Here is a 19922-nt window from a genome sequence, read left to right as displayed (position 1 = left end):
CAGGGCCCCTCCCGGCAAGCTTTGCCCCGTCGGGTAAACACTGCCGGGCGGGGGACGAGGTCAAGCCCGCGAGAGGTTGCGGGTGCCCCGGCGGCGTATCCGGGCTGCCTCCCGGTCCGCGGCCCTCGCCGCCCGGCGGGCCGCACGCCGCTCCCGGCGCAGCTGCCGTGCAGAGCTGCTGGGCATCGACACCACGCCATGGCGTTGATTCCAGACCTGGCGGGTCACCCACACGTCCAGCACCGACCAGGTGGCGACCACCGTGCTGCCCACGCCGCTCAGCACCATCGGGAAGGCCAGCCACGAGCCCGTCAGTGTGGCCAGGAACGCCACCATGGCCTGGATGATCGTCAGCGACATGATGAGCACGGCGCGCACGGCCGACGTACGCACCGGATCCGGCATACGTCGCCGTGCCGCAGGCTCCTCCACCCACAGCGGCTGCCGCGGGATCCGTGGCCCGCCCACCGCCGGCGCCCCGGTGCTCCGACGCTCTTCCGTGTCCAAGGACTTTCCACTCCCCACCGCTGTCCGACTTCAGGGTTGTTGCCCGGCATGCGTCCTTTCTACGCAGACGGACCGGATCACCCCGCCGTACGCCCTCTCCGTAATCCCCTGCCCCGTGCCTCAACGCCCGTACAGACAGACGACTGAATCATCGTGAAGATTCCCTTGATCCATCATGGAACGAAGACTTCCAGCCAACTGCCATGTGAGGGAATGCAGCGCTCTGACGGGTCTCTTCTGACGCTTTCGTGAACTTCATCTCCCTGAATACCAAGACAACCCCCGCCCAGCGCCTGCGAGTCCGGCTGAAAATCGTCCGGACATGCCTTCGAGTTGTCTGTGAGGCAGTAGTAGGCTCGCGCCGTTTATTGACGGAAACACCGCCCCCGCGCGAGGGGCTGAGCTGGGGGAGGCCATGCGCTTTCGCGGAAAGTCCATCCGCAGGAAGATCGTGGCGTTGCTGCTGGTGCCGCTCGTCTCCCTCACCGCCCTCTGGGGCTTCGCCACCTACCTGACCGGCCGCGAGGCCAACCAGCTGATGGGTGCGAGCACGATCGTGGAGAAGGTCGGCCACCCGCTGGAGGACGCCGTCCGGGTGGTCCAGAACGAGCGCCGGCAGACCCTCGTCTTCCTCGCGGACCCCCGCGCCTCCGACGCCCTTCCCCTGCTGCGCCAGCGGCGTGCCGCCACCGACCGCGTCGTGGCGGACCTCAAGAAGAGCGCACAGCAGAAGAGCATTCGCGACGACCTGAGCACCGACGCCGAAGCGCAGCTCAATTCGATCTTCAGCGCCGTCGAAGGTCTCGGTGCGCTCCGCGACTCGGTCGAGAAACGCACCATCGACCGTAATCAGGCACTGGATTTCTACAACGGTCTGATCGACCCCTGCTACCGCTTCCTGACCGGTCTCCACACCATGGAAGACGTGGTGCTGGACAAGCAGCTACGCGCCCTGGTGGGCGTCGCACGGGCCCGCGAACTGCTGTCCAGGGAGGACGCACTGGTCGCCTCGGCACTCGTCGCCGGCCGGATCGACGCCTCTGAACTCCGACAGATCTCCGACCTCGTCGCGAACCGCCGGCTGCTCGTGGAGATCAGCAGCGAGGCACTCCCGATGGCGGAGCGGCGGCGGGTGGAGCAGTACTGGGCGAGCCCGGAGAGCGAGCCGCTGCGCACCGCGGAGAACAAGATTGTCGCCGCGGGCCCCACCGACAACCCCCGCGCGGTCGACGCCGAACGCTGGCAGGAAGTGGCTCCGCCGGTCCTGGACCGGCTGGCCAACGACTCGACCGAGATGAACAACCGCTTCCAGGACCGCGGCAAGCCCGCCGGATACAGCGTTCTGATCAAGGCCGGTGTCGCGGGCGTCCTCGGCTTCCTCGCCCTGCTCGTCTCCCTCTTCGTCTCCGTACGCATCGGCCGTGAGCTCGTCCGCGACCTTTCCCGGCTCCGCAAGGACGCCCACGAGGTCTCCGGCGTACGGCTGCCGAGCGTGATGCGCCGCCTTGCCGCGGGCGAGCAGGTCGACGTCGAGACCGAAGCCCCGCAGCTGAGGTACGAGAAGGACGAGATCGGCCAAGTCGGCCAGGCACTCAACACGCTGCAACGCGCGGCCGTCGAGGCCGCGGTCAAGCAGGCCGACATGCGCCGCGGTGTCTCCGAGGTCTTCGTCAACCTTGCCCGCCGCAACCAGGTGCTGCTGCATCGCCAGTTGACGCTGCTGGACGCCATGGAGCGCCGGACCGAGAACACCGACGAACTCGCGGATCTCTTCCGCCTGGACCACCTCACCACCCGCATGAGGCGGCACGCCGAGGGCCTCGTGATCCTCTCCGGAGCCGCGCCGTCCCGGCAGTGGCGCAAGCCCATCCAGCTGATGGACGTGGTGCGCGCGGCCGTCGCCGAGGTCGAGGACTACGAGCGCATCGAGGTCCGCCGGCTGCCGCGCCTCGGCGTGGGCGGGCCGGCCGTCGCCGACCTCACGCACCTGATCGCCGAACTCCTCGAGAACGCCACCGTGTTCTCACCCCCGCACACCGCGGTCCAGGTGCACGGCGAACGCGTCGCGAACGGCTTCACCCTCGAGATCCACGACCGTGGCCTCGGCATGCCGCCCGAGGTCCTCCTGCACGCCAATCTGCGGCTCGCCGAGACACCGGAGTTCGAGCTCTCCGACACCGACCGGCTCGGCCTCTTCGTGGTGAGCCGACTGGCGCAGCGGCAGAACGTCCGGGTCTCGCTGCAGACCTCTCCGTACGGAGGCACCACCGCCGTCGTCTTCATTCCGGCGGCCCTGCTCACCGATGCCGTCGATACGCAAGGCTCGGGATTCCGCCTCGACCGACGGGCCGAGAAGGCGATCGGCAGCGGCAGGACCGGCACGGAGGCGCCGCGCGGCGACAAGAACCGCAGGGACGGCGTGGCGGACCGGCGGACGGCCGATCGCGCGGGCGAGGCCAGGCCCGGCGTACTCGCCCCGGTCTCCGGCGGGCTCGCGGACCCGACCGTCCTGGACGGACCGGTCGAACTCGAAGGGCCGGTCGACGCACTCGGCTTCATGCCGGACCCCGTAATCGATTCCGTACTCGCTCCCGTTCTCGACGCAGTGTCCGACATCGAAGACACCGAGAGCGAACGCGGTGGCATCTTCCGCGCCCGCGACCTCCGTCGTGACGCCGACCGTGAACAGCACCAGCAGGCGTCCGACCGGATCTCCGGACCCACGGCCGATGTCCGGGCGATGCGCCCTGGCGGCCCGGTTCCGCTGCCCCGCCGCAAGTCACCGACGCTGGTCACCGACCGCGGCCGCCGCGTCGACGAGGCCGGCCGCGCGCACCCGACGGCCACCGACCGGGAGCCGGCGGACACCGGCGCGTCCTCGTACGACAACGGCCGTTCCACCCATGCCCCCGGGCAGTCCACCAGCGACGCCTGGGTCTCCGCCGCCACCCGGCGGCCCACCGAACCCCGGCAGCCCACCGGCTTCCGGACAGCCAACGAGCCCGCCGCACCCACGTCGGCACCCCCTGAAGCGACGCCACCGACCGCACCCCCCTCGCACCCGGGAACCGTGGGCGGACTGCCCCGCCGGATCCGGCAGGCCAACCTCGCCCCACAGCTCCGCGAAACGTCCGGCGGACGTGCTTCCGAGCCGGCCCGATCGGAACCGCCCGAGGACATCGAGCGGGACGCGGACGAGGTACGCAGCCGAATGGCCTCGCTGCAACGAGGCTGGCAGCGCGGCCGTCGGCAGAACGCCGAGGAAGCGACCGGGCCCGGTGAGACAGCTCAAGGAACCATTCCGGGAGGGGACGGTCGATGACCGCACCGAACGCCGCAGCATCCAACGCCACACGCCAGGGATCCGGCGAACTCAACTGGCTGCTCGACGAACTCGTCGAGCGTGTCGGCAGCATCCGCAAGGCTCTGGTGCTCTCCAGCGACGGCCTCCCCACCGGCACGTCCAACGACCTGACCCGGGAGGACAGTGAGCATCTGGCGGCCGTCGCCTCCGGATTCCACAGCCTCGCCAAGGGCGTCGGGCGCCACTTCGACGCGGGCCGCGTCCGTCAGACCGTCGTCGAACTCGACGAGGCGTTCCTCTTCGTCACGGCCGCCGGTGACGGCAGCTGTCTCGCCGTGCTGGCGGACTCGGACTCCGACGTGGGGCAGGTGGCGTACGAGATGACGCTGATGGTCAAGCGTGTGGGGGCACACCTGGCCAACGCCCCACGGACGTCCGGTCTGCCCGCCGGAGGGTGAGGGACGGGCATGAGCGCTGACTCGTCCCGGGGCACACCCCCCGGATCCCCGGCCGCTCCCACCGACCCGCAGGCGTCACGCTGGTACGACGCCGACGCGGGGCCGGTGGTCCGTCCGTACGCGATGACCCGGGGCCGTACCAGCAGCGCGTCCCGCCACCGTCTCGACCTGATCGCGGTTGTCGTCCCCGAACCGGCGGCCGACGACCCCGGCCGGGACCAGACGCTCTCCCCGGAACACGTGGAGATCATCGAACTCTGCAGCACCATGCCCCAGTCGATCGCCGAGCTGGCGTCCGGTCTGGATCTCCCTGTCGGGGTGGTCCGGGTGCTGGTCGGCGATCTCGTCGAGGACGAGCTGGTGCATGTGACCCGTCCCGTTCCACCGGCCGAGCTGCCGGACGTGAACATTCTTCGCGAGGTGATCAATGGCCTTCGGGCGCTCTAGCCGCAGCAGGCGGCCCGTGGAGCCGGTGACCTTGAAAATCCTGGTGGCGGGCGGCTTCGGCGTGGGCAAGACGACGCTGGTGGGCGCGGTCAGCGAGATCAGACCACTGCGGACGGAGGAGCGGCTGAGCGAGGCCGGCCGCCCGGTGGACGACACGGCCGGAGTCGAGTCCAAGACCACCACCACGGTGGCCATGGACTTCGGGCGGATCACGCTCCGCGAGGACCTGGTGCTGTATCTCTTCGGCACGCCGGGGCAGGACCGGTTCTGGTTCCTCTGGGACGAACTGGCCCAGGGAGCCCTGGGCGCGATTGTCCTCGCCGACACCCGGCGCCTGGAGGACTGCTTCGCGGCCGTCGACTACTTCGAGCAGCGCGCGATCCCGTTCACCGTCGCCGTCAACTGCTTCGAGGGAGCCGACCGGTTCCCGACGGAGACGGTGCAGGCGGCGCTGGACCTCGACGCCGAGGTACCGGTGCTCATGTGCGATGCGCGCGACCGGTCCTCGGTACGGGACGTGCTGGTGGCGGTCGTCGAGCACGCACTCGCCCACACGGGCCGGCTCCGCGAGCCGGCCACCACCTGAGCACAGCGGCGGAACGCGGCCCGTACCCCCGCCGACCGGGGAACGGGCCGCGCGTCGTCGGGCCACCGGATTGCGGGACCGCGTACTCCGGGACCGCGCAGGGCCCATGTCCGCAGCCGCCTCAGGAACCACGAAACGGCCGGTGCGCGGAGAGCCTCTACCTGCTGCCGGCGCCCTCCTCCTCCCAGCCCAGGCTCCGCTCCACGGCCTTGCGCCAGTTGTCGTACTCGCGCTCACGGATCTCCGGCTCCATGCGCGGTTCCCACTCCACATCGCGCTGCCAGTGCGTCTTGAGCTCGTCGAGCCCCGACCACACCCCGGTCGCAAGCCCCGCCGCGTACGCCGCGCCCAGGCACGTGGTCTCGGAGATCTTAGGCCGGATCACCGGAACCCCAAGAACATCCGCCTGGTGCTGCATGAGCAGCCGGTTCGCCGTCATCCCGCCATCCACCTTGAGCGTCGTGATCGGCACTCCCGAGTCCTGGTACATCGCGTCGACGACCTCACGCGTCTGCCAGCTGGTCGCCTCCAGAACGGCGCGGGCCAGATGCGCCTTGGTGACGTACCCGGTGAGCCCGGTGATGACCCCGCGGGCGTCCGAACGCCAGTAGGGGGCGAACAGCCCGGAGAAGGCAGGGACGACGTACGCCCCGCCGTTGTCGTCGACGCTCGCCGCCAGCGTCTCGATCTCCTCGGCGCTCCGGATGATCCCGAGCTGGTCGCGGAACCACTGGACGAGCGCCCCGGTGATCGCGATCGAGCCCTCCAGGCAGTAGACGGGGGGCTGGTCGCCGATCTTGTAGCCGAGCGTGGTGAGGAGCCCGCTCTTCGACGGCACGGGCCTGTTACCGGTGTTGAGGAGCAGGAAACTCCCGGTGCCGTACGTGTTCTTGGCGGTACCCGGTTCGTAACAGGCCTGTCCGAAGACCGCCGCCTGCTGGTCGCCGAGCGCGGAGGCCACGGGCACCCCGGCGAGTGCGCCGACCGCCGTCCCGTACACCTCCGCCGACGACCGGATCTCCGGAAGCACCGCCGCCGGGACGTTCATCGCCGTGAGGATCGACGGATCCCACTCCAGCGTCTCCAGATTCATCAGCATCGTGCGCGACGCATTGGTCACGTCCGTGACATGGACGCCGCCGTCCGTGCCACCGGTGAGATTCCAGATCAGCCAGGAGTCCATGGTGCCGAAGGCGATCTCGCCCCGCTCGGCGCGGCTTCGCAGGCCCGGTACGTGGTCCAGCAGCCAGGCGGCCTTGGGGCCGGAGAAGTAACTGGCCAGTGGCAGCCCGGTAATGTCCCGGAAGCGGTCCTGACCGTCCGCGCCGCCGAGCTCATGGCAGAGGGCGGCGGTACGGGTGTCCTGCCAGACGATGGCGTTGTGCACGGGCTGCCCGGTCGCCCGGTCCCAGAGCACGGTCGTCTCGCGCTGGTTGGTGATGCCGAGCGCGCTGAGCTGCTGTGCCCGCAGCCCGGCATTGGCGAGCGCACCCGCCACCACGGCCTGGACCGTGGTCCAGATCTCGGTGGCATCGTGTTCCACCCAGCCGGGTTTCGGAAAGATCTGGCGGTGCTCGCGCTGGTCGACGGCGACAATCGCGCCGTCCTGACCGAAGATGATGCAGCGGCTTGATGTGGTGCCCTGATCGATGGCGGCGACAAACCTGCCCGTCATGACGTCCCCTTGTCGCAAGGTCGAGAAGCCGAAGTGGCAGAACCTGGATGACCGGAATCCCTAGAAGGCGGCATGGAAGACGATGCCCGCCAGGAGCCCGCCCACCAGCGGTCCCACCACCGGGATCCAGGAGTAACTCCAGTCGGAGGTTCCCTTGTTCGGTATCGGCAGCAGTGCGTGCACCAGCCGCGGACCGAGGTCACGGGCCGGATTGATCGCGTACCCGGTGGGTCCTCCGAGCGACAGTCCGATGCCCACCACCAGCAGGGACACCAGGAGTACGGAGATTCCGGAGCCGTAGACACCGGCCCCTGCCCCCGCCACCGGCCCGATCCCGACCCCGGCGTTCTCCCCGAAGGCCAGGATCGGCAGCACCAGGCCGGCTGTCGCGATGATCTCCGTAACGAGATTTGCCACCGGACTACGGATCTCCGGAGCGGTCGAGAAGATCCCCAGCGTCGGCACGGCCGTCTTCTCGTCCGCGTTGGCGCGGAACTGCGCGTAGTACGTGAGCCAGGCCAGCAGCGCACCGATGATCGCGCCCACCATCTGCCCCAGGATGTAGAGGGGGACCTTGTCCCACTTCCCGGTGTCGACGGCGATGCCGACCGTGACCGCCGGATTGAGATGCCCGCCGGACAGCGGGGCCGCGGTGTACGCACCGGCCAGCACACCGAAGCCCCAGCCGAAGGCGATCACCACCCATCCCGCGGCTCTCGCCTTGGAGTGGTGGAGGGTGACGGCCGCGCACACACCTGCGCCGAACAGGATGAGGATCGCCGTACCGATGACTTCCCCGACGAAAATGTCTCCATTGCTCATGGCGCTCCTAGGGGTTGTCCGGCGGGTCTCGCCGGTCGCTTCCATGGCTACGGAGGCCGAGGGCAGGGAGGTTCTTGCCCTGCCCGGCTTTCCGTGACGAGCGTGGTGACCATGTCGGACTGCCGCAGAGCGGAAGTGGCGGCAGCGACTGAGCAAGGAGTGTTCACCGGCGCTGATCGGCCGTCAAGAACGCCTACAACAAACCCAGTTCACAGGGCACGGAGCGGATGCTTCCACGCGTTGCGGACGGATCCGGAAGATCTCAGCGGACCGCGACGACCGCCGATCCGTGCCCGAACAGCCCCTGATTGGCGGTGATTCCGGCCCGTGCCCCCGGAATCTGTCGCTCCGCCGCGCTGCCGCGCAGCTGCCACGTCAGCTCGCAGACCTGCGCGATGGCCTGCGCCGGTACCGCTTCGCCGAACGAAGCGAGCCCGCCGCTCGGATTGACCGGGATGCGGCCGCCGAGCGCTGTCGCCCCCTCGCGTAGGAGCTTGGCGCCCTCTCCCGCCGCGCACAGCCCGAGGTCCTCGTACCACTCCAGTTCCAGGGCGGTGGAGAGGTCGTACACCTCGGCGAGGGACAGTTCGTCGGGACCGATGCCCGCCTCCTCGTACGCCGCCCGGGCGATCGAGGCACGGAAGCTCTCCGGAGCGGCTTCCACCGCGACCGCCGAATCGGTTGCGATGTCCGGAAGGTCGAGCACGGTCTTCGGGTAGGTGGGCGTCACCGTGGCGACGGCGCGGATGCGGACCGGGTCGGCCGCGCCGCGCCGGCGTGCGAAGTCCATGCTCGACAGAACGACGGCCGCCGCCCCGTCGGAGGTCGCGCAGATGTCGAGCAGCCGCAGCGGGTCGGCGACCACGGCGGAGGCGGCGACCTGCTCGGCGGTCACCGGGGCCCGGTAACGGGCGTTGCGGTTCAGCGTGCCGGCAGCCGCGTTCTTCACCTTGACCAGCGCGAAGTCCTCCGGGGTGTCCCCGTACACCGCCATGCGGCGGCGGGCGTACAGCGCGAAGTACGCGGGGTTGGTCGCCCCGAGCACCCGGAAGCGCAGCCAGTCGGGGTCGTCGGGCCGGTCGCCGCCCGCCGGGGCGAAGAACCCCTTGGGTGCCGCATCGGCACCCACCACGAGCACCACGTCCGCCATGCCCGCCAGGATCTGTGCCCTGGCCGTGTTGATGGCCTGGGCACCGGACGCGCAGGCCGCGTACACACTGGTGACCCGGGCGCCCTGCCAGCCGAGCGCCTGCGCGAAGGTCGCGCCGGCCACATAGCCCGGATAGCCGCCGCGCACCGTGTCGGCGCCGACGACCGACTGCACGTCCTGCCAGCCGATCCCCGCATCGCCGAGCGCGGCCCGGGCAGCCACCGTGCCGTACTCGACGAAACTGCGCCCCCACTTGCCCCACGGATGCATCCCGGCCCCGAGGACGGCCACATCCCCGGTCATGCCGCACCGTCCGGGACCGCACCGTCGGTGGTCACGGGCCGCCAGTGCCAGGTGGTCCACGCAGTGCCCTCACCGTCCGGCGCGTCGCCGTCCAGCACCCCCGGAACCACCTCGACGGTCATTCCGACTGCGAGGTCCCCGACACCCACCCCCGGCGGTGCCTGCCCGAGGACCACCATGCGCTCGGCCGCGAGTTCGACCGCGACCAGGGTGTACGGCTCCCAGGGCACGTCCGGGTCGGAGACGTACGGAGCGGGGGGCCGGTAGCGGCCGTCGGTGTACGACCAGACGGTGCCCCGATTGGAGAGCGGCGTCTCGACCAGCTCACCGCCCGCGCAGCCCGGATTGCGGCAGAACGCGTCCTGGCGCGGGAAGAAGACCGACGAGCAGGCCGAACACCGGGTGCCCAGCAGCCGGAAGCCCCCCTCGGTGCTGTCCTCGGTGAACCACCCGGCCACCACGGGTGTGCGCGTGTGCGACAAACCCCCTCCCCGGCAACGGATCTGACGGAACGTCAGAAGTGTGCCACGGTCAGCGGTTCTCGGCGAGCCACTTGGCGGCGGTCTCCGCCAACTCCCCGTCGCGCCCCGCCAGCATCATCCGGATCATCTGCACATCGCCGCGCAGCGACCACGCGGGGTGCCCAAAGGTGGCCGGATTGTTCTTCTCGATCAGGAAGTGCGCGGGCCAGGCCGCGCCATACCCGATCAGGGGCAGCGCCGCCGCATACCGCTTCCGGCCACGGGCCAGGCCGTAGGCGGTGACCGCGAACCCGGTCAGGGTCCCCGTCAGATGAACCCACCGGGTCGCCGCCCTGGAGTGCATCGCCACGTAGTAGGGCCAGAACTCCTCGTACGAATGGAACGTCTGCTGTGACATACGGGCACCGTAATGGCTGGGAGCGCAACCGGATACGGCCGGTGCGCGTCCGAGAGGAGGGACGAATGGCCGGAACCCACGGGGGTGGTCCCGGCTATTCGGCGTCCCACCGCGCTGCCGCGGGCTTCAGTGCCCTGCCACGGACCGCTGGGCCACCGGGAAGTCGAAGTAGGTGTCCGGGAACAGCTCCGGCTTGAAGGTGTAGTGCCACCACTCCTCGGCCAGATTCACGAAGCCGGCATCCGTGAGTGTGGTCTTCAGGAACTGCCGGTTGGCTCGCTGCACACCCTGGATCCGCGGGTCGTCGGTGTGTGACAGCGTGTCGAAGCAGTCGAATCCCGTGCCCATGTCGACCGAGTTGTCCGGGAACCGCTCGGCCTGCGGCGCGTAACAGGGCATCAGCTGCTCGCCCGGCACGTACGGCCTGGTCGGCGCGGCGGGCAGCCTCACCAGCGTCAGGTCCACCGTGCTGCCGCGGCTGTGTCCGGACTTCTCGGCGATGTAACCGTCCGCGAACAGCCGTGTCTTGTCGACCCGGGGGTAGAACTCGCCCTTCATCGCCCCGGCGTCGAGATCCTCGGCCCAGCGTACGAAGTGATCGACGGCCCGTTGCGGCCGGTAGCAGTCGTAGACCTTCAGCGAGTAACCCTGGCGCAGCAGCCGCGTCTGTGCCCGGTGCAGGGCCTGGGCCGCGGGCCGGGTCAGGATGCAGATCGGCTGCCGGTACCCGTCGACCGGCTCGCCCAGGAAGTTGTGGCCGGTGGGATAGCGCATCTCCTGGATGATCGTGGGGTCCACCGAACGCAGTGCGACGAACTCCTCGGGCGCCTTCGGCTCGGTCTTCGCCTGCGCCGCGGGGGTGGCGGCGGAGAAGGCGAGCAGGGCGGCGGCAGTGGCTGCCAGGACACGGAAAGCGGAAGCGATACCTGTCATGGGCGCATCATCCATGAGTCATGGGTGTCCCGGAAGCGCGATCGGCTACAGTCCGCGCGTGTCCACGCCCGAAAAGGGAACCGAGCGGAGGAATCAGGTGGAGCAACCGGCGAAGGATTCCCACTGCAGCAGCTGCGGAGCACCGTACCCACCGGGATCCGCGACCTGGCCGCGCACCTGTACCGCCTGCGGCGACATCGCTTACCACAACCCCCTCCCGGTCGCCATCGCCCTGCTGCCCGTCACCGACCGGCAGGGCACCGGGCTCGTCGTCATTACCCGCACCATCGAGCCCCGGCTCGGCCGCCTCGCCCTGCCCGGCGGCTTCATCGACCACGGCGAGGACTGGCAACACGCGGTCGTCCGTGAACTCCGCGAGGAGACCGGCATCGAGGCCGACCAGCAGGACGTCCGCCTCGCCGACGCCCTCAGCGCCCCGGACGGCCACCTGCTCCTCTTCGGCCTCCTCCCGCAACGCCCGGCCGCCGAGCTCCCGCCATCCGTCCCCACCGACGAAACAGCCGGCCACAGCCTGCTCAGAGCCCCCGCCGAACTGGCCTTCCCCCTGCACACCCGGGCTGCCCGCGCCTGGTTCGAAGGGCGCTACCGCTATCGCTGACGGCATCACACCCCATGCACCCGCACCGGGCAGGTCACCCCACCCTCCTCACCGTCCCGTTCCACCACGACCCGACCGCCCGACAGCCGCGACGTGTACCGCTCGACCTCCGGCTGCTCCCATCCGTCACCCGCGTCCCGGACCACCAGTCCGCCCCCGGTGCGCCCAGGAGCCGGAGCCCACACCTCCAGTTCCAGCCCCCCGTCCGCGCCCCGCACCGGAATCACCGCACCCGCACGCGCCAGCACCGGTATCCGCGACAACGGCGCATCGATCAGGACTTGCCCCGGCCCCTCGTACACCTCGCCGGTCACCGTGTCGTACCACCGCCCCCGCGGCAGCCGCACCCCCCGCCGATCCGTGCCCGGCTGCAGCACCGGCGCCACCAGCAGCGCATCGCCCAGCAGAAACGCGTCCTCGCAGTCCCGCAGCGCCCGGTCCCCGGGCGCCCCCCACCACAGCGGCCGCACATACGGCGCACCGGTCAGCCGGGCCAGCTGCGCCAGCGTCACGAAGTACGGACGCAGCCGCTCCCGCTCCACCAGCGCCGCCCTCGCGTGCTGCAGCACCTCCGGCCCGAACTCCCACGGCTCCCGTCGCCCCGCGTCGATCGCCGAGTGCGTACGGAACAACGGCAGAAAGGCACCCAGCTGGAACCATCTCAGATACAGCTCGGGGGACGGCGACCCGTCGAACCCCCCGACATCAGGGCCCGAATACGGCACCCCGCACAGGCCGAGCCCCAGCACCAGTGCCAGCGAGGTGCGCAAGCCCGGCCAGCCCGACTCCACATCACCGGACCAGGTGCCCCCGTACCGCTGCATACCCGCCCAGCCGGAACGCGTGAACAGGAACGGCCGCTCGTTCGGACGCAGTCGGCGGAGCCCCTCATACCCGGCCCGCGCCATCGCCAGCCCGTACACGTTGTGGGCCTCCCGGTGATCGCCCCCGAGGCCCTCCAGACAGTGCCGCGCCGACCGCGGCAGCGTCGGCTCACCGAAGGCCGTGAACGACACCGGCTCGTTCATGTCGTGCCACACCCCGGAGAACCCCTGAGCCAGCCGCTCCCCGTACAGGTCACCCCACCACTCCCGCACCTGCGGATCGGTGAAGTCCGGGTACACGCACTCCCCGGGCCACACCTCCCCGCGCACCGCCCGCCCCCGGGCGTCCCGCACGAACGCCCCGGAGCTTCCGACCGCCGAACCGGCGTCGAACACCGCGTTCCCCGGCTCCGCCTTCACCGCCGGATCGACGATCGACACCAGCCGCACCCCGTCCTCCTCCCGCAGTTCCTTCGCCAGCCCCGCCAGATCGGGGAACCGCTCACGGTCGACGGTGAACACCCGATGGTCGTCGTAGTGGTCGATGTCCAGATGCAGCACGGACAGCGGCAGCCCCCGCTCCCGGTACCCGGCGACCACCCGCCGCACCTCCCGCTCACTCCCGAACCCCCACCGGGCGTGCTGCGGACCCAGCGCCCAGGACGGCGGCAGCGCCGGCGCACCCGTCAGAGCCGTCCAGCCCTGAAGCACCCGGGCCGGCGTCCCCGCCACCACCCAGCAGCGCAGCGGCCCCCCGTCCATCCGCACCTCGCACACCCCAGGCCGGTCATGCCCGGACCCGGCGCCCTCCTCGCCCTCGTTGAGCGTCACCCGCCCCGCCCAGGTGTTGTCGTGGAACGCCAGATGCGTCCCCGCGTCCGAGACCACCACCTGCACCGGCATCGTCAGATACAGCGGATCGTCACCGGGCCCGAAGCGCCCTCCCGGGTCGGTGTTCCACAGCGCGTACGAACCGTCCCGCAGCCGCGGCCCCGCCCCTCGCCCGCCCAGCCCGAAGAACCGGGCGTCCGCCGGCAGCTGGGACCGCTGCACCCACCGGGCGCAACCCCCCGCCACCGGCTCCCACCACCGCGGCGGCAGCTCCCGCCGGAGCACCACACCGCCAGGCGTGCGCAGTTCCACCGCCCCGTGCCGCGACACCACCACGGTCAGCCGCTCCGACACCACCTGCCAGCCGCCGTCCTTGTCCGGCTCCAGCACGGCACGCGGATCCGGCTCCGGCGCCGGACCGGACAGCGCGTAAGACGGCAGCGGCTCCGCCCCGTCCCACGCCCAGAACACCGCACCGCCCGCCGAAACCCGGATACTCAGCTCCGAACGGGCGAACCTGACCACACCACCACCGGGCCCGGGCTCCGCCGCCACCAGCAGACCCGGCACCCTCGCCCGCTCCGCACCACGGGGCGGCAGCGCCCGCGCATCCGCGCGCTGCCGACGCCAGGCCGAGCGCACCGTGCGCAGCCCCCGTACCGAACCCACCAACTTCACCGAGCGCACCAGGTCACGACCGTTCATGCAGCTCACCCTGCCACCCGACGAGGCGGCAGCGGGCTCCGTTCAACTTCCGTTCACCCGTGGCCTGACCACATAGCCGGACAGACAACCATGGGCGGTGAACCCTGGTGCGGAAGACGATCACATGGCATCGTCCGTGAAAGCCGCCTCACGCGCACACCCCAGCACGTGTGCGCGCGAACCACGCCCACCCCGCGTAGCCGTACAGCCAGGGAGCCGCCCCATGACCTCAGCAGCGAACGAAGCCCCCCTCTGGCAGCCCGACCCCGAGCGCATCGCCGCCGCGGCGGTCACCCGCTTCCAGAGCTGGGCGGCCGAGCGGTACGGAGCGCCGGCCGAAGGCGGCTACCCGGAGCTGCATCGCTGGTCCGTCGACGAACTGGACACCTTCTGGCAGGCCGTCGCCGACTGGTTCGACATCCGGTTCTCCACCCCGTACGAGACTGTCATCGGCGACCGCACGATGCCCGGGGCCCAGTGGTTCCCCGGCGCCACCCTCAACTACGCGGAACACGCCCTGCGCACCGCCGAGGACCCCCTCCGCGCCGACGCGCCGGCCCTCCTCCATGTCGACGAGACCCACACCCAGGTCCCCGTCAGCTGGTCCGAACTCCGCCGTCAGGTCGGCTCCCTCGCCGCCGAACTCCGTGCCCTGGGGGTCCGCCCCGGCGACCGCGTCAGCGGCTACCTCCCCAACATTCCGCAGTCGGTCGTCGCGCTCCTCGCCACCGCGGCCGTCGGCGGCGTCTGGACCTCGTGCGCCCCGGATTTCGGTGCCCGCAGCGTCCTCGACCGGTTCCAGCAGGTCGAACCCGTCGTCCTCTTCACCGTCGACGGCTACCGCTACGGCGGCAAGGAACACGACCGCTCCGAGACGGTCGCCGAACTGCGCCGCGAACTCCCCACCCTGCGCGCCGTCGTCCACATCCCGCTGCTGGGCACCGCCGCCCCCGAAGGCGCCCTCGAATGGTCCGTACTCACCTCCGCGGACACCGAACCCGTCTTCGAGCAGGTCCCCTTCGACCATCCGTTGTGGGTGCTGTACTCCTCCGGCACCACCGGGCTTCCCAAGGCGATCGTCCAGTCCCAGGGCGGCATCCTGATCGAGCACTTCAAGCAGCTCGGACTGCACTGCGACCTCGGGCCCGACGACCGCTTCTTCTGGTACACGTCCACCGGCTGGATGATGTGGAACTTCCTCGTCTCCGGCCTGCTCACCGGCACCACAGTCGTGCTGTACGACGGAAGCCCCGGCTACCCGGATGTCAGCGCCCAGTGGCGCGTCGCCGAACAGACAGGCGCCACCCTCTTCGGTACCTCCGCCGCCTACGTCATGGCGTGCCGCAAGGCAGACATCCACCCGGGCCGCGACTTCGACCTCTCACGCATCCAGTGCGTGGCCACCACCGGGTCCCCGCTCCCGCCCGACGGCTTCCGCTGGCTCCACGACGAGGTCGCGGACGACCTCTGGATCGCCTCCGTCAGCGGCGGCACGGACGTCTGCAGTTGCTTCGCCGGCGCGGTCCCCACCCTGCCCGTACACATCGGCGAGCTCCAGGCGCCCTGCCTCGGTACGGACCTCCAGTCCTGGGACCCTGCAGGCAAACCGCTCATCGGCGAGGTCGGCGAACTGGTCGTCACCAACCCGCTGCCCTCCATGCCCATCCACTTCTGGAACGACCCGGACGGCAGCCGCTACCGCGACAGCTACTTCGAGATGTACCCCGGCGTCTGGCGCCACGGCGACTGGATCACCCTCACCGACCGCGGCTCGGTCATCATCCACGGCCGCTCCGACTCCACCCTCAACCGGCAGGGGGTACGGATGGGGTCCGCCGACATCTACGAAGCGGTCGAACGCCTCCCCGAGATCCGCGAGTCCCTGGTCATCGGCATCGAGGAGCCCGACGGGGGGTACTGGATGCCGCTCTTCGTCCACCTCGCCGACGGTTCCGCCCTCGACGACGGCCTGCGCGGCCGGATCAAACAGACCATCCGCGACAACCTCTCGCCGCGCCACGTCCCGGACGAGGTCATCGAGGTACCTGGCATTCCGCACACCCTCACCGGCAAGCGCGTCGAGGTTCCGGTCAAGCGCCTCCTCCAGGGAACGGAGCTGGCCAAGGCCGTCAACCCCGGCTCGATCGACAACCTCGAACTGCTCCACTTCTACGAGGACCTGGCCCGCAAGCGCCACTGACGGTCCGCACTGTCAGTGCCCGTGATTACTCTGAGTGAGCAATGTTCGACAGCGCACTGGGGGACTCATGGCGCACACCGGAAAGACCAGGAACACCACGTCCATGCGACGCACGCTGCGCCGCGAAGCACCGAGCACCATCGGCCTCCTGGCCGACGAGCAGGACTTCGCGGCCATGCGGCGCTACCGCACCTTCACCTTCGACGACCACGCCGTCTATCTGCAGCAGGTTGAGGGCCTGCTGAAAATCCTCGCGGCCCAGGGCGTGCACACCACGGTCGCCCTCTTCGATCCCGAGGAGTACGCGGAATACTGTGCGGAATCCGGGCTCGCGCCCGACGCCCCGGCCAGCCGCAGCCGTTTCACCGCCGAAGTCGCGGCTGCCGGAGCCACCGTCGCCTACACAGGGCAACCCATCGACACCCTGATCCCGCTCCTTGTCTCCCGAGCGGTCCGCCAGGCCACCTGGGAGTACGCCACGGTGCTCCTGGCCGACCTCGGTGAATGCGCCGACTGCGGCCAGGACATCGGCCGCGCTGCCTTCGACCGGGCCTCCCACCTCCTGATGCGCACCCTGGAAACGGCGGGCCCGGGCACCCACCATCTCGTCTGCAGCACCCCCACGGAGAACGAGCAACTGCTCGCCGTCCTCCACACCGAGCGCGGCGCGACGGGGCCGGCCCGACTCGAATCCGGAGAAGGAGCAGAGTTCGTCACCGTCCTCGCCGTCGCTGTCGCCCTCGAAAGTCACGGAGGACTCGTACTGCGTACGAGCAACCCCGGCACCCCGGACCGCGTCCACGGCTGGCGACTGACCCGCGGCAGCCTCGTGCCGCTTACCGCCGGAGAGGTCTTCAGCGCCTACTGCACCGACGCGGACACCGGAGACCCGGTCTCACCGGAGTCGGGCGTGGAGTACTGCGCCGGCTTCGACATCGGTGCCGACGCACCGGAGACCCACCACTGACAGATGAAGGGGCTCCCGCCACCTGTGGCGGGAGCCCCTTCATGACCGGCTGTGCGGACCTACTCGCCCGACAGCACCGTCTGAGCCGCGAGCCGAGCCTCATCGGCGGAATCCGCGGCGCGCGCGGCGGCAGCGGCACGCTCGCACTGCGCGAGCGTGTGCTTCGCCAGCGTGGCCCGGACATAAGGAATGGACGCGGCGCCCATCGACAGGGAGGTGACCCCCAGACCGGTCAGCACGCAGGCGAGCAGCGGGTCGGCGGCGGCCTCACCACAGACACCGCAGCTCCTGCCCTCGGCCTTGGCCGCATCGGCCGACAGTGCCACGAGGTCCAGCAGCGCGGGCTGCCACGGATCCTGCAGCCGGGACACCGCACCCACTTGACGGTCGGCGGCGAAGGTGTACTGCGCCAGGTCATTGGTGCCCAGCGACAGGAACTCCACCTCCTGCAGGATCGAGCGGGCCCGGAGAGCGGCGGACGGGATCTCCACCATCGCGCCGAACTTCGCCTGCAGCCCGGCCGCCCGGCACGCGTCGGCGAACGCCCTCGCATCCGTGCGGTCCGCCACCATGGGCGCCATGACCTCCAGATGGACGGGTAGCCCCTCGGCGGCCTTCGCCAGCGAGGTCAGCTGGCTCCGCAACACCTCCGGGTGGTCCAGCAGAGTGCGGAGTCCCCGCACACCCAGCGCCGGGTTCGGCTCGTCCGCCGGCGTCAGGAAGTCGAGGGGCTTGTCCGCGCCGGCATCCAGCACCCGCACCACGACACGCCCCTCGGGGAACGCCTCCAGCACCGCCCGGTACGCCGCGACCTGCTTCTCCTCGGACGGCGCCTGCTTGCTGTCGTCCAGAAACAGGAACTCCGTACGGAACAGCCCCACACCCTCGGCACCGGCCTCGACCGCGGCCGGCACATCGCCGGGCCCGCCCACATTGGCGAGCAGCGGCACCTTGTGACCGTCGGACGTCGCACCCGGACCGGTCGAGGCGGACAGCGCAGCCTTGCGCGCCGCCGCGACGCTCTCCATTTCGGCACGCTTCTCGTCGCTCGGCTCGACGAATATCTCGCCGGTGCTGCCGTCCACCGCGATCATGGTGCCCTCGGCCAGCTCACCGGCCCCGGGGAGAGCCACTACGGCCGGCACACCGAGCGCCCTCGCGAGAATCGCACTGTGACTGGTCGGTCCGCCCTCCTCGGTGACGAAGCCGAGCACCAGCGTCGGGTCGAGCAGCGCCGTATCGGCAGGTGCCAGGTCCCGTGCGATGAGTACGTATGGCTCGTCGCTGTCCGGTACACCCGGCATCGGCACTCCGAGCAACCGCGCCACGATTCGGTTGCGAACGTCATCGAGGTCAGCGACCCGCCCCGCCAGGTACTCCCCGGCAGCGGCGAGCAGAGCCCGATAGGCGGCGAAGGCGTCGTACACGGCACGCTCGGCACTGCTCCCGACGGCGATCCGCCGGTCCACATCTGCCATCAGCTCGGGGTCCTGCGCCATCAGGGCCTGTGCCTCGAGCACGGCCTGTGCCTCGCCGCCGGCCAGATGGCCGCGCGCGTTCAGGTCGGCCGCAACAGCGTTCACAGCCTGTCGAGCACGTCCCTGCTCTCGCTCGGCCTCCTCCACCGGGATCTGTTTGGCCGGCGGCTCCAGCACGGCCGTGCTCATGTGCCGAACCTGGCCGATCGCCACACCGTGGCTCACGCCGACGCCTCGCAGCGTTGTCTCCATTTCACCGTCTCCGATTGTGCGGCGATCCCGTGCCACCGCCATGTGTACCGACTCCCTGATACCGCGCCGGGTGCTTCACCGCCAACCGAACAGCGCGTCGCCGACCTGCACATCCCCGTCCTCACGGACGTCGGACAGCGACTCGACGGTGGCCTCCAGCGCCACGATCGGGCAGATCGAGGACTTGCCGGCCTCCTCCACGGCGACGGGGTTCCAGCGCACGATGCCCTGACCGCGCGTGATGGTGTCCCCCTTGTTGACGAGCAGCTCGAAGCCCTCGCCATTGAGCTGCACGGTGTCGATGCCCAGGTGGGTCAGCACCCCGTGCCCCTGTTCGTCCACGACGACGAATGCGTGCGGGTGCAGGGAGACAATGATTCCGTCCACCGGCGAAACGGCCTCCGACGGTTCGCGCACGGGATCAATGGCAGTTCCGGGTCCCACCATCGCGCCGGAGAAGACCGGGTCGGGTACCGCCGCGAGTCCGATGGCGCGTCCGGCAACAGGTGACGTCACAGTGGTCATGGGGAGCCTCCCGGGGTGAAGCTTCACTTGGCGCCGCCGCGGCCTGTCAGGGACGACGTACTGTTCAGCAGGGTAAGTCATAAGAAGTCCCGGTTCCGCCCGAGTCCTGCGGCTTCGCGGACCTAGAGGTGCACCGGCGACGATTTGCCTCGACTACCTGATCCCTGTACTGTCGTGCTCCTGCCTGGCCCCAGCACGACACTGAGTCGGGGGTCGGCAGCGACTATCAAGCCCAGACCTTAATTCGGATTCGGCGCCTGCATGCCTGCAGGCAGCTGGTCAAGAAAACGGAAAAGGCCTGATAGAGTCGGACTCGCCGGAAAGGGAAACGCGAAAGCGAAGAACTGGAAAGCGGAACCCGTTTCGACCGGGAATCGGACACGAAAGAGTCTGATAGAGTCGGAAACGCAAGACCGAAGGGAAAGCCCGGAGGAAAGCCCGAGAGGGTGAGTACAAA

17 protein-coding genes are annotated in these 19922 nt (G+C 70.1%); 7 read left to right on the top strand and 10 right to left on the bottom strand.

Annotation, left to right across the window (positions count from 1 at the left end):
• Positions 1-60: 60 nt before the first annotated feature.
• Positions 61-507 carry a hypothetical protein gene (locus tag ACNPQM_RS37240; protein WP_418087421.1) on the bottom strand — a complete coding sequence of 149 codons (447 nt, stop codon included), beginning with the start codon at positions 505-507 and terminating at the stop codon, positions 61-63.
• 415 nt (positions 508-922) lie between these two features.
• Between ACNPQM_RS37240 and ACNPQM_RS37235 the strand changes: the two genes are divergently transcribed.
• The 4 genes from ACNPQM_RS37235 to ACNPQM_RS37220 are packed head-to-tail and all read left to right on the top strand — an operon-like array spanning position 923 to position 5302.
• On the top strand, positions 923-3829 hold the full coding sequence (locus ACNPQM_RS37235; protein ID WP_418087420.1) for a nitrate- and nitrite sensing domain-containing protein: 2907 nt from the start codon (positions 923-925) through the stop codon (positions 3827-3829).
• Positions 3826-4269 carry a roadblock/LC7 domain-containing protein gene (locus tag ACNPQM_RS37230; RefSeq protein WP_358861012.1) on the top strand — a complete coding sequence of 148 codons (444 nt, stop codon included), beginning with the start codon at positions 3826-3828 and terminating at the stop codon, positions 4267-4269. The genes ACNPQM_RS37235 and ACNPQM_RS37230 overlap by 4 nt, the downstream gene beginning before the upstream one ends.
• A gap of 9 nt (positions 4270-4278) precedes the next feature.
• Positions 4279-4716 carry a DUF742 domain-containing protein gene (locus ACNPQM_RS37225; protein WP_418087419.1) on the top strand — a complete coding sequence of 146 codons (438 nt, stop codon included), beginning with the start codon at positions 4279-4281 and terminating at the stop codon, positions 4714-4716.
• Positions 4697-5302 (top strand): GTP-binding protein, encoded by a 606-nt coding sequence (locus ACNPQM_RS37220; protein WP_418087418.1) that lies wholly within the window; start codon positions 4697-4699, stop codon positions 5300-5302. The genes ACNPQM_RS37225 and ACNPQM_RS37220 overlap by 20 nt, the downstream gene beginning before the upstream one ends.
• 157 nt (positions 5303-5459) lie before the next feature.
• Here the strand turns inward: ACNPQM_RS37220 and glpK are convergent, their stop codons facing one another.
• The 6 genes from glpK to ACNPQM_RS37190 form a co-directional block, all read right to left on the bottom strand.
• Positions 5460-6977, bottom strand: coding sequence for a glycerol kinase GlpK (glpK, locus tag ACNPQM_RS37215; RefSeq protein ID WP_418087417.1), 1518 nt, complete (start codon positions 6975-6977; stop codon positions 5460-5462).
• Between the two features lie 60 nt (positions 6978-7037).
• A complete protein-coding gene (locus ACNPQM_RS37210) occupies positions 7038-7799 on the bottom strand; it encodes an MIP/aquaporin family protein (protein WP_418087416.1) in 762 nt (253 codons plus the stop codon).
• Between the two features lie 262 nt (positions 7800-8061).
• Positions 8062-9252, bottom strand: a complete 1191-nt coding sequence (locus ACNPQM_RS37205; RefSeq protein WP_418087415.1) for a lipid-transfer protein — start codon at positions 9250-9252, stop codon at positions 8062-8064.
• A complete protein-coding gene (locus tag ACNPQM_RS37200) occupies positions 9249-9734 on the bottom strand; it encodes a Zn-ribbon domain-containing OB-fold protein (RefSeq protein WP_418087414.1) in 486 nt (161 codons plus the stop codon). The genes ACNPQM_RS37205 and ACNPQM_RS37200 overlap by 4 nt, the downstream gene beginning before the upstream one ends.
• A gap of 49 nt (positions 9735-9783) precedes the next feature.
• Entirely contained in the window at positions 9784-10131 is a 348-nt protein-coding gene (locus ACNPQM_RS37195; RefSeq protein WP_418087413.1) for an Mpo1-like protein, read from the bottom strand.
• A gap of 126 nt (positions 10132-10257) precedes the next feature.
• Positions 10258-11064: a M15 family metallopeptidase gene (locus ACNPQM_RS37190; RefSeq protein ID WP_418087412.1), complete on the bottom strand. Its 807-nt coding sequence runs from the start codon at positions 11062-11064 to the stop codon at positions 10258-10260.
• A gap of 13 nt (positions 11065-11077) precedes the next feature.
• Here ACNPQM_RS37190 and ACNPQM_RS37185 point away from each other — a divergent pair, with 13 nt between their 5' ends.
• The gene (locus ACNPQM_RS37185) at positions 11078-11683 is read left to right on the top strand and encodes an NUDIX domain-containing protein (RefSeq protein ID WP_418087424.1); all 606 of its coding nucleotides are present in this window, start codon (positions 11078-11080) and stop codon (positions 11681-11683) included.
• A 5-nt stretch (positions 11684-11688) separates the two neighbouring features.
• On the opposite strand, the gene ACNPQM_RS37180 is transcribed toward ACNPQM_RS37185, so the two are convergent.
• Positions 11689-14043 (bottom strand): glycoside hydrolase family 31 protein, encoded by a 2355-nt coding sequence (locus tag ACNPQM_RS37180; RefSeq protein ID WP_418087411.1) that lies wholly within the window; start codon positions 14041-14043, stop codon positions 11689-11691.
• Between the two features lie 223 nt (positions 14044-14266).
• Between ACNPQM_RS37180 and ACNPQM_RS37175 the strand changes: the two genes are divergently transcribed.
• A complete protein-coding gene (locus tag ACNPQM_RS37175) occupies positions 14267-16243 on the top strand; it encodes an acetoacetate--CoA ligase (protein ID WP_418087410.1) in 1977 nt (658 codons plus the stop codon).
• Positions 16244-16310: 67 nt separating this feature from the next.
• The gene (locus ACNPQM_RS37170) at positions 16311-17210 is read left to right on the top strand and encodes a hypothetical protein (RefSeq protein ID WP_418087409.1); all 900 of its coding nucleotides are present in this window, start codon (positions 16311-16313) and stop codon (positions 17208-17210) included.
• Positions 17211-17269: 59 nt separating this feature from the next.
• Here the strand turns inward: ACNPQM_RS37170 and ptsP are convergent, their stop codons facing one another.
• Positions 17270-18940, bottom strand: a complete 1671-nt coding sequence (ptsP, locus tag ACNPQM_RS37165; protein WP_358860999.1) for a phosphoenolpyruvate--protein phosphotransferase — start codon at positions 18938-18940, stop codon at positions 17270-17272.
• Between the two features lie 75 nt (positions 18941-19015).
• On the bottom strand, positions 19016-19465 hold the full coding sequence (locus ACNPQM_RS37160) for a PTS sugar transporter subunit IIA (RefSeq protein ID WP_358860998.1): 450 nt from the start codon (positions 19463-19465) through the stop codon (positions 19016-19018).
• Positions 19466-19922 lie beyond the last annotated feature (457 nt).

This window comes from Streptomyces sp. NPDC056231 (assembly GCF_048270745.1).
Classification (GTDB): Bacteria; Actinomycetota; Actinomycetes; order Streptomycetales; family Streptomycetaceae; genus Streptomyces.
This window is presented reverse-complemented; position numbering and strand designations above follow the sequence as displayed.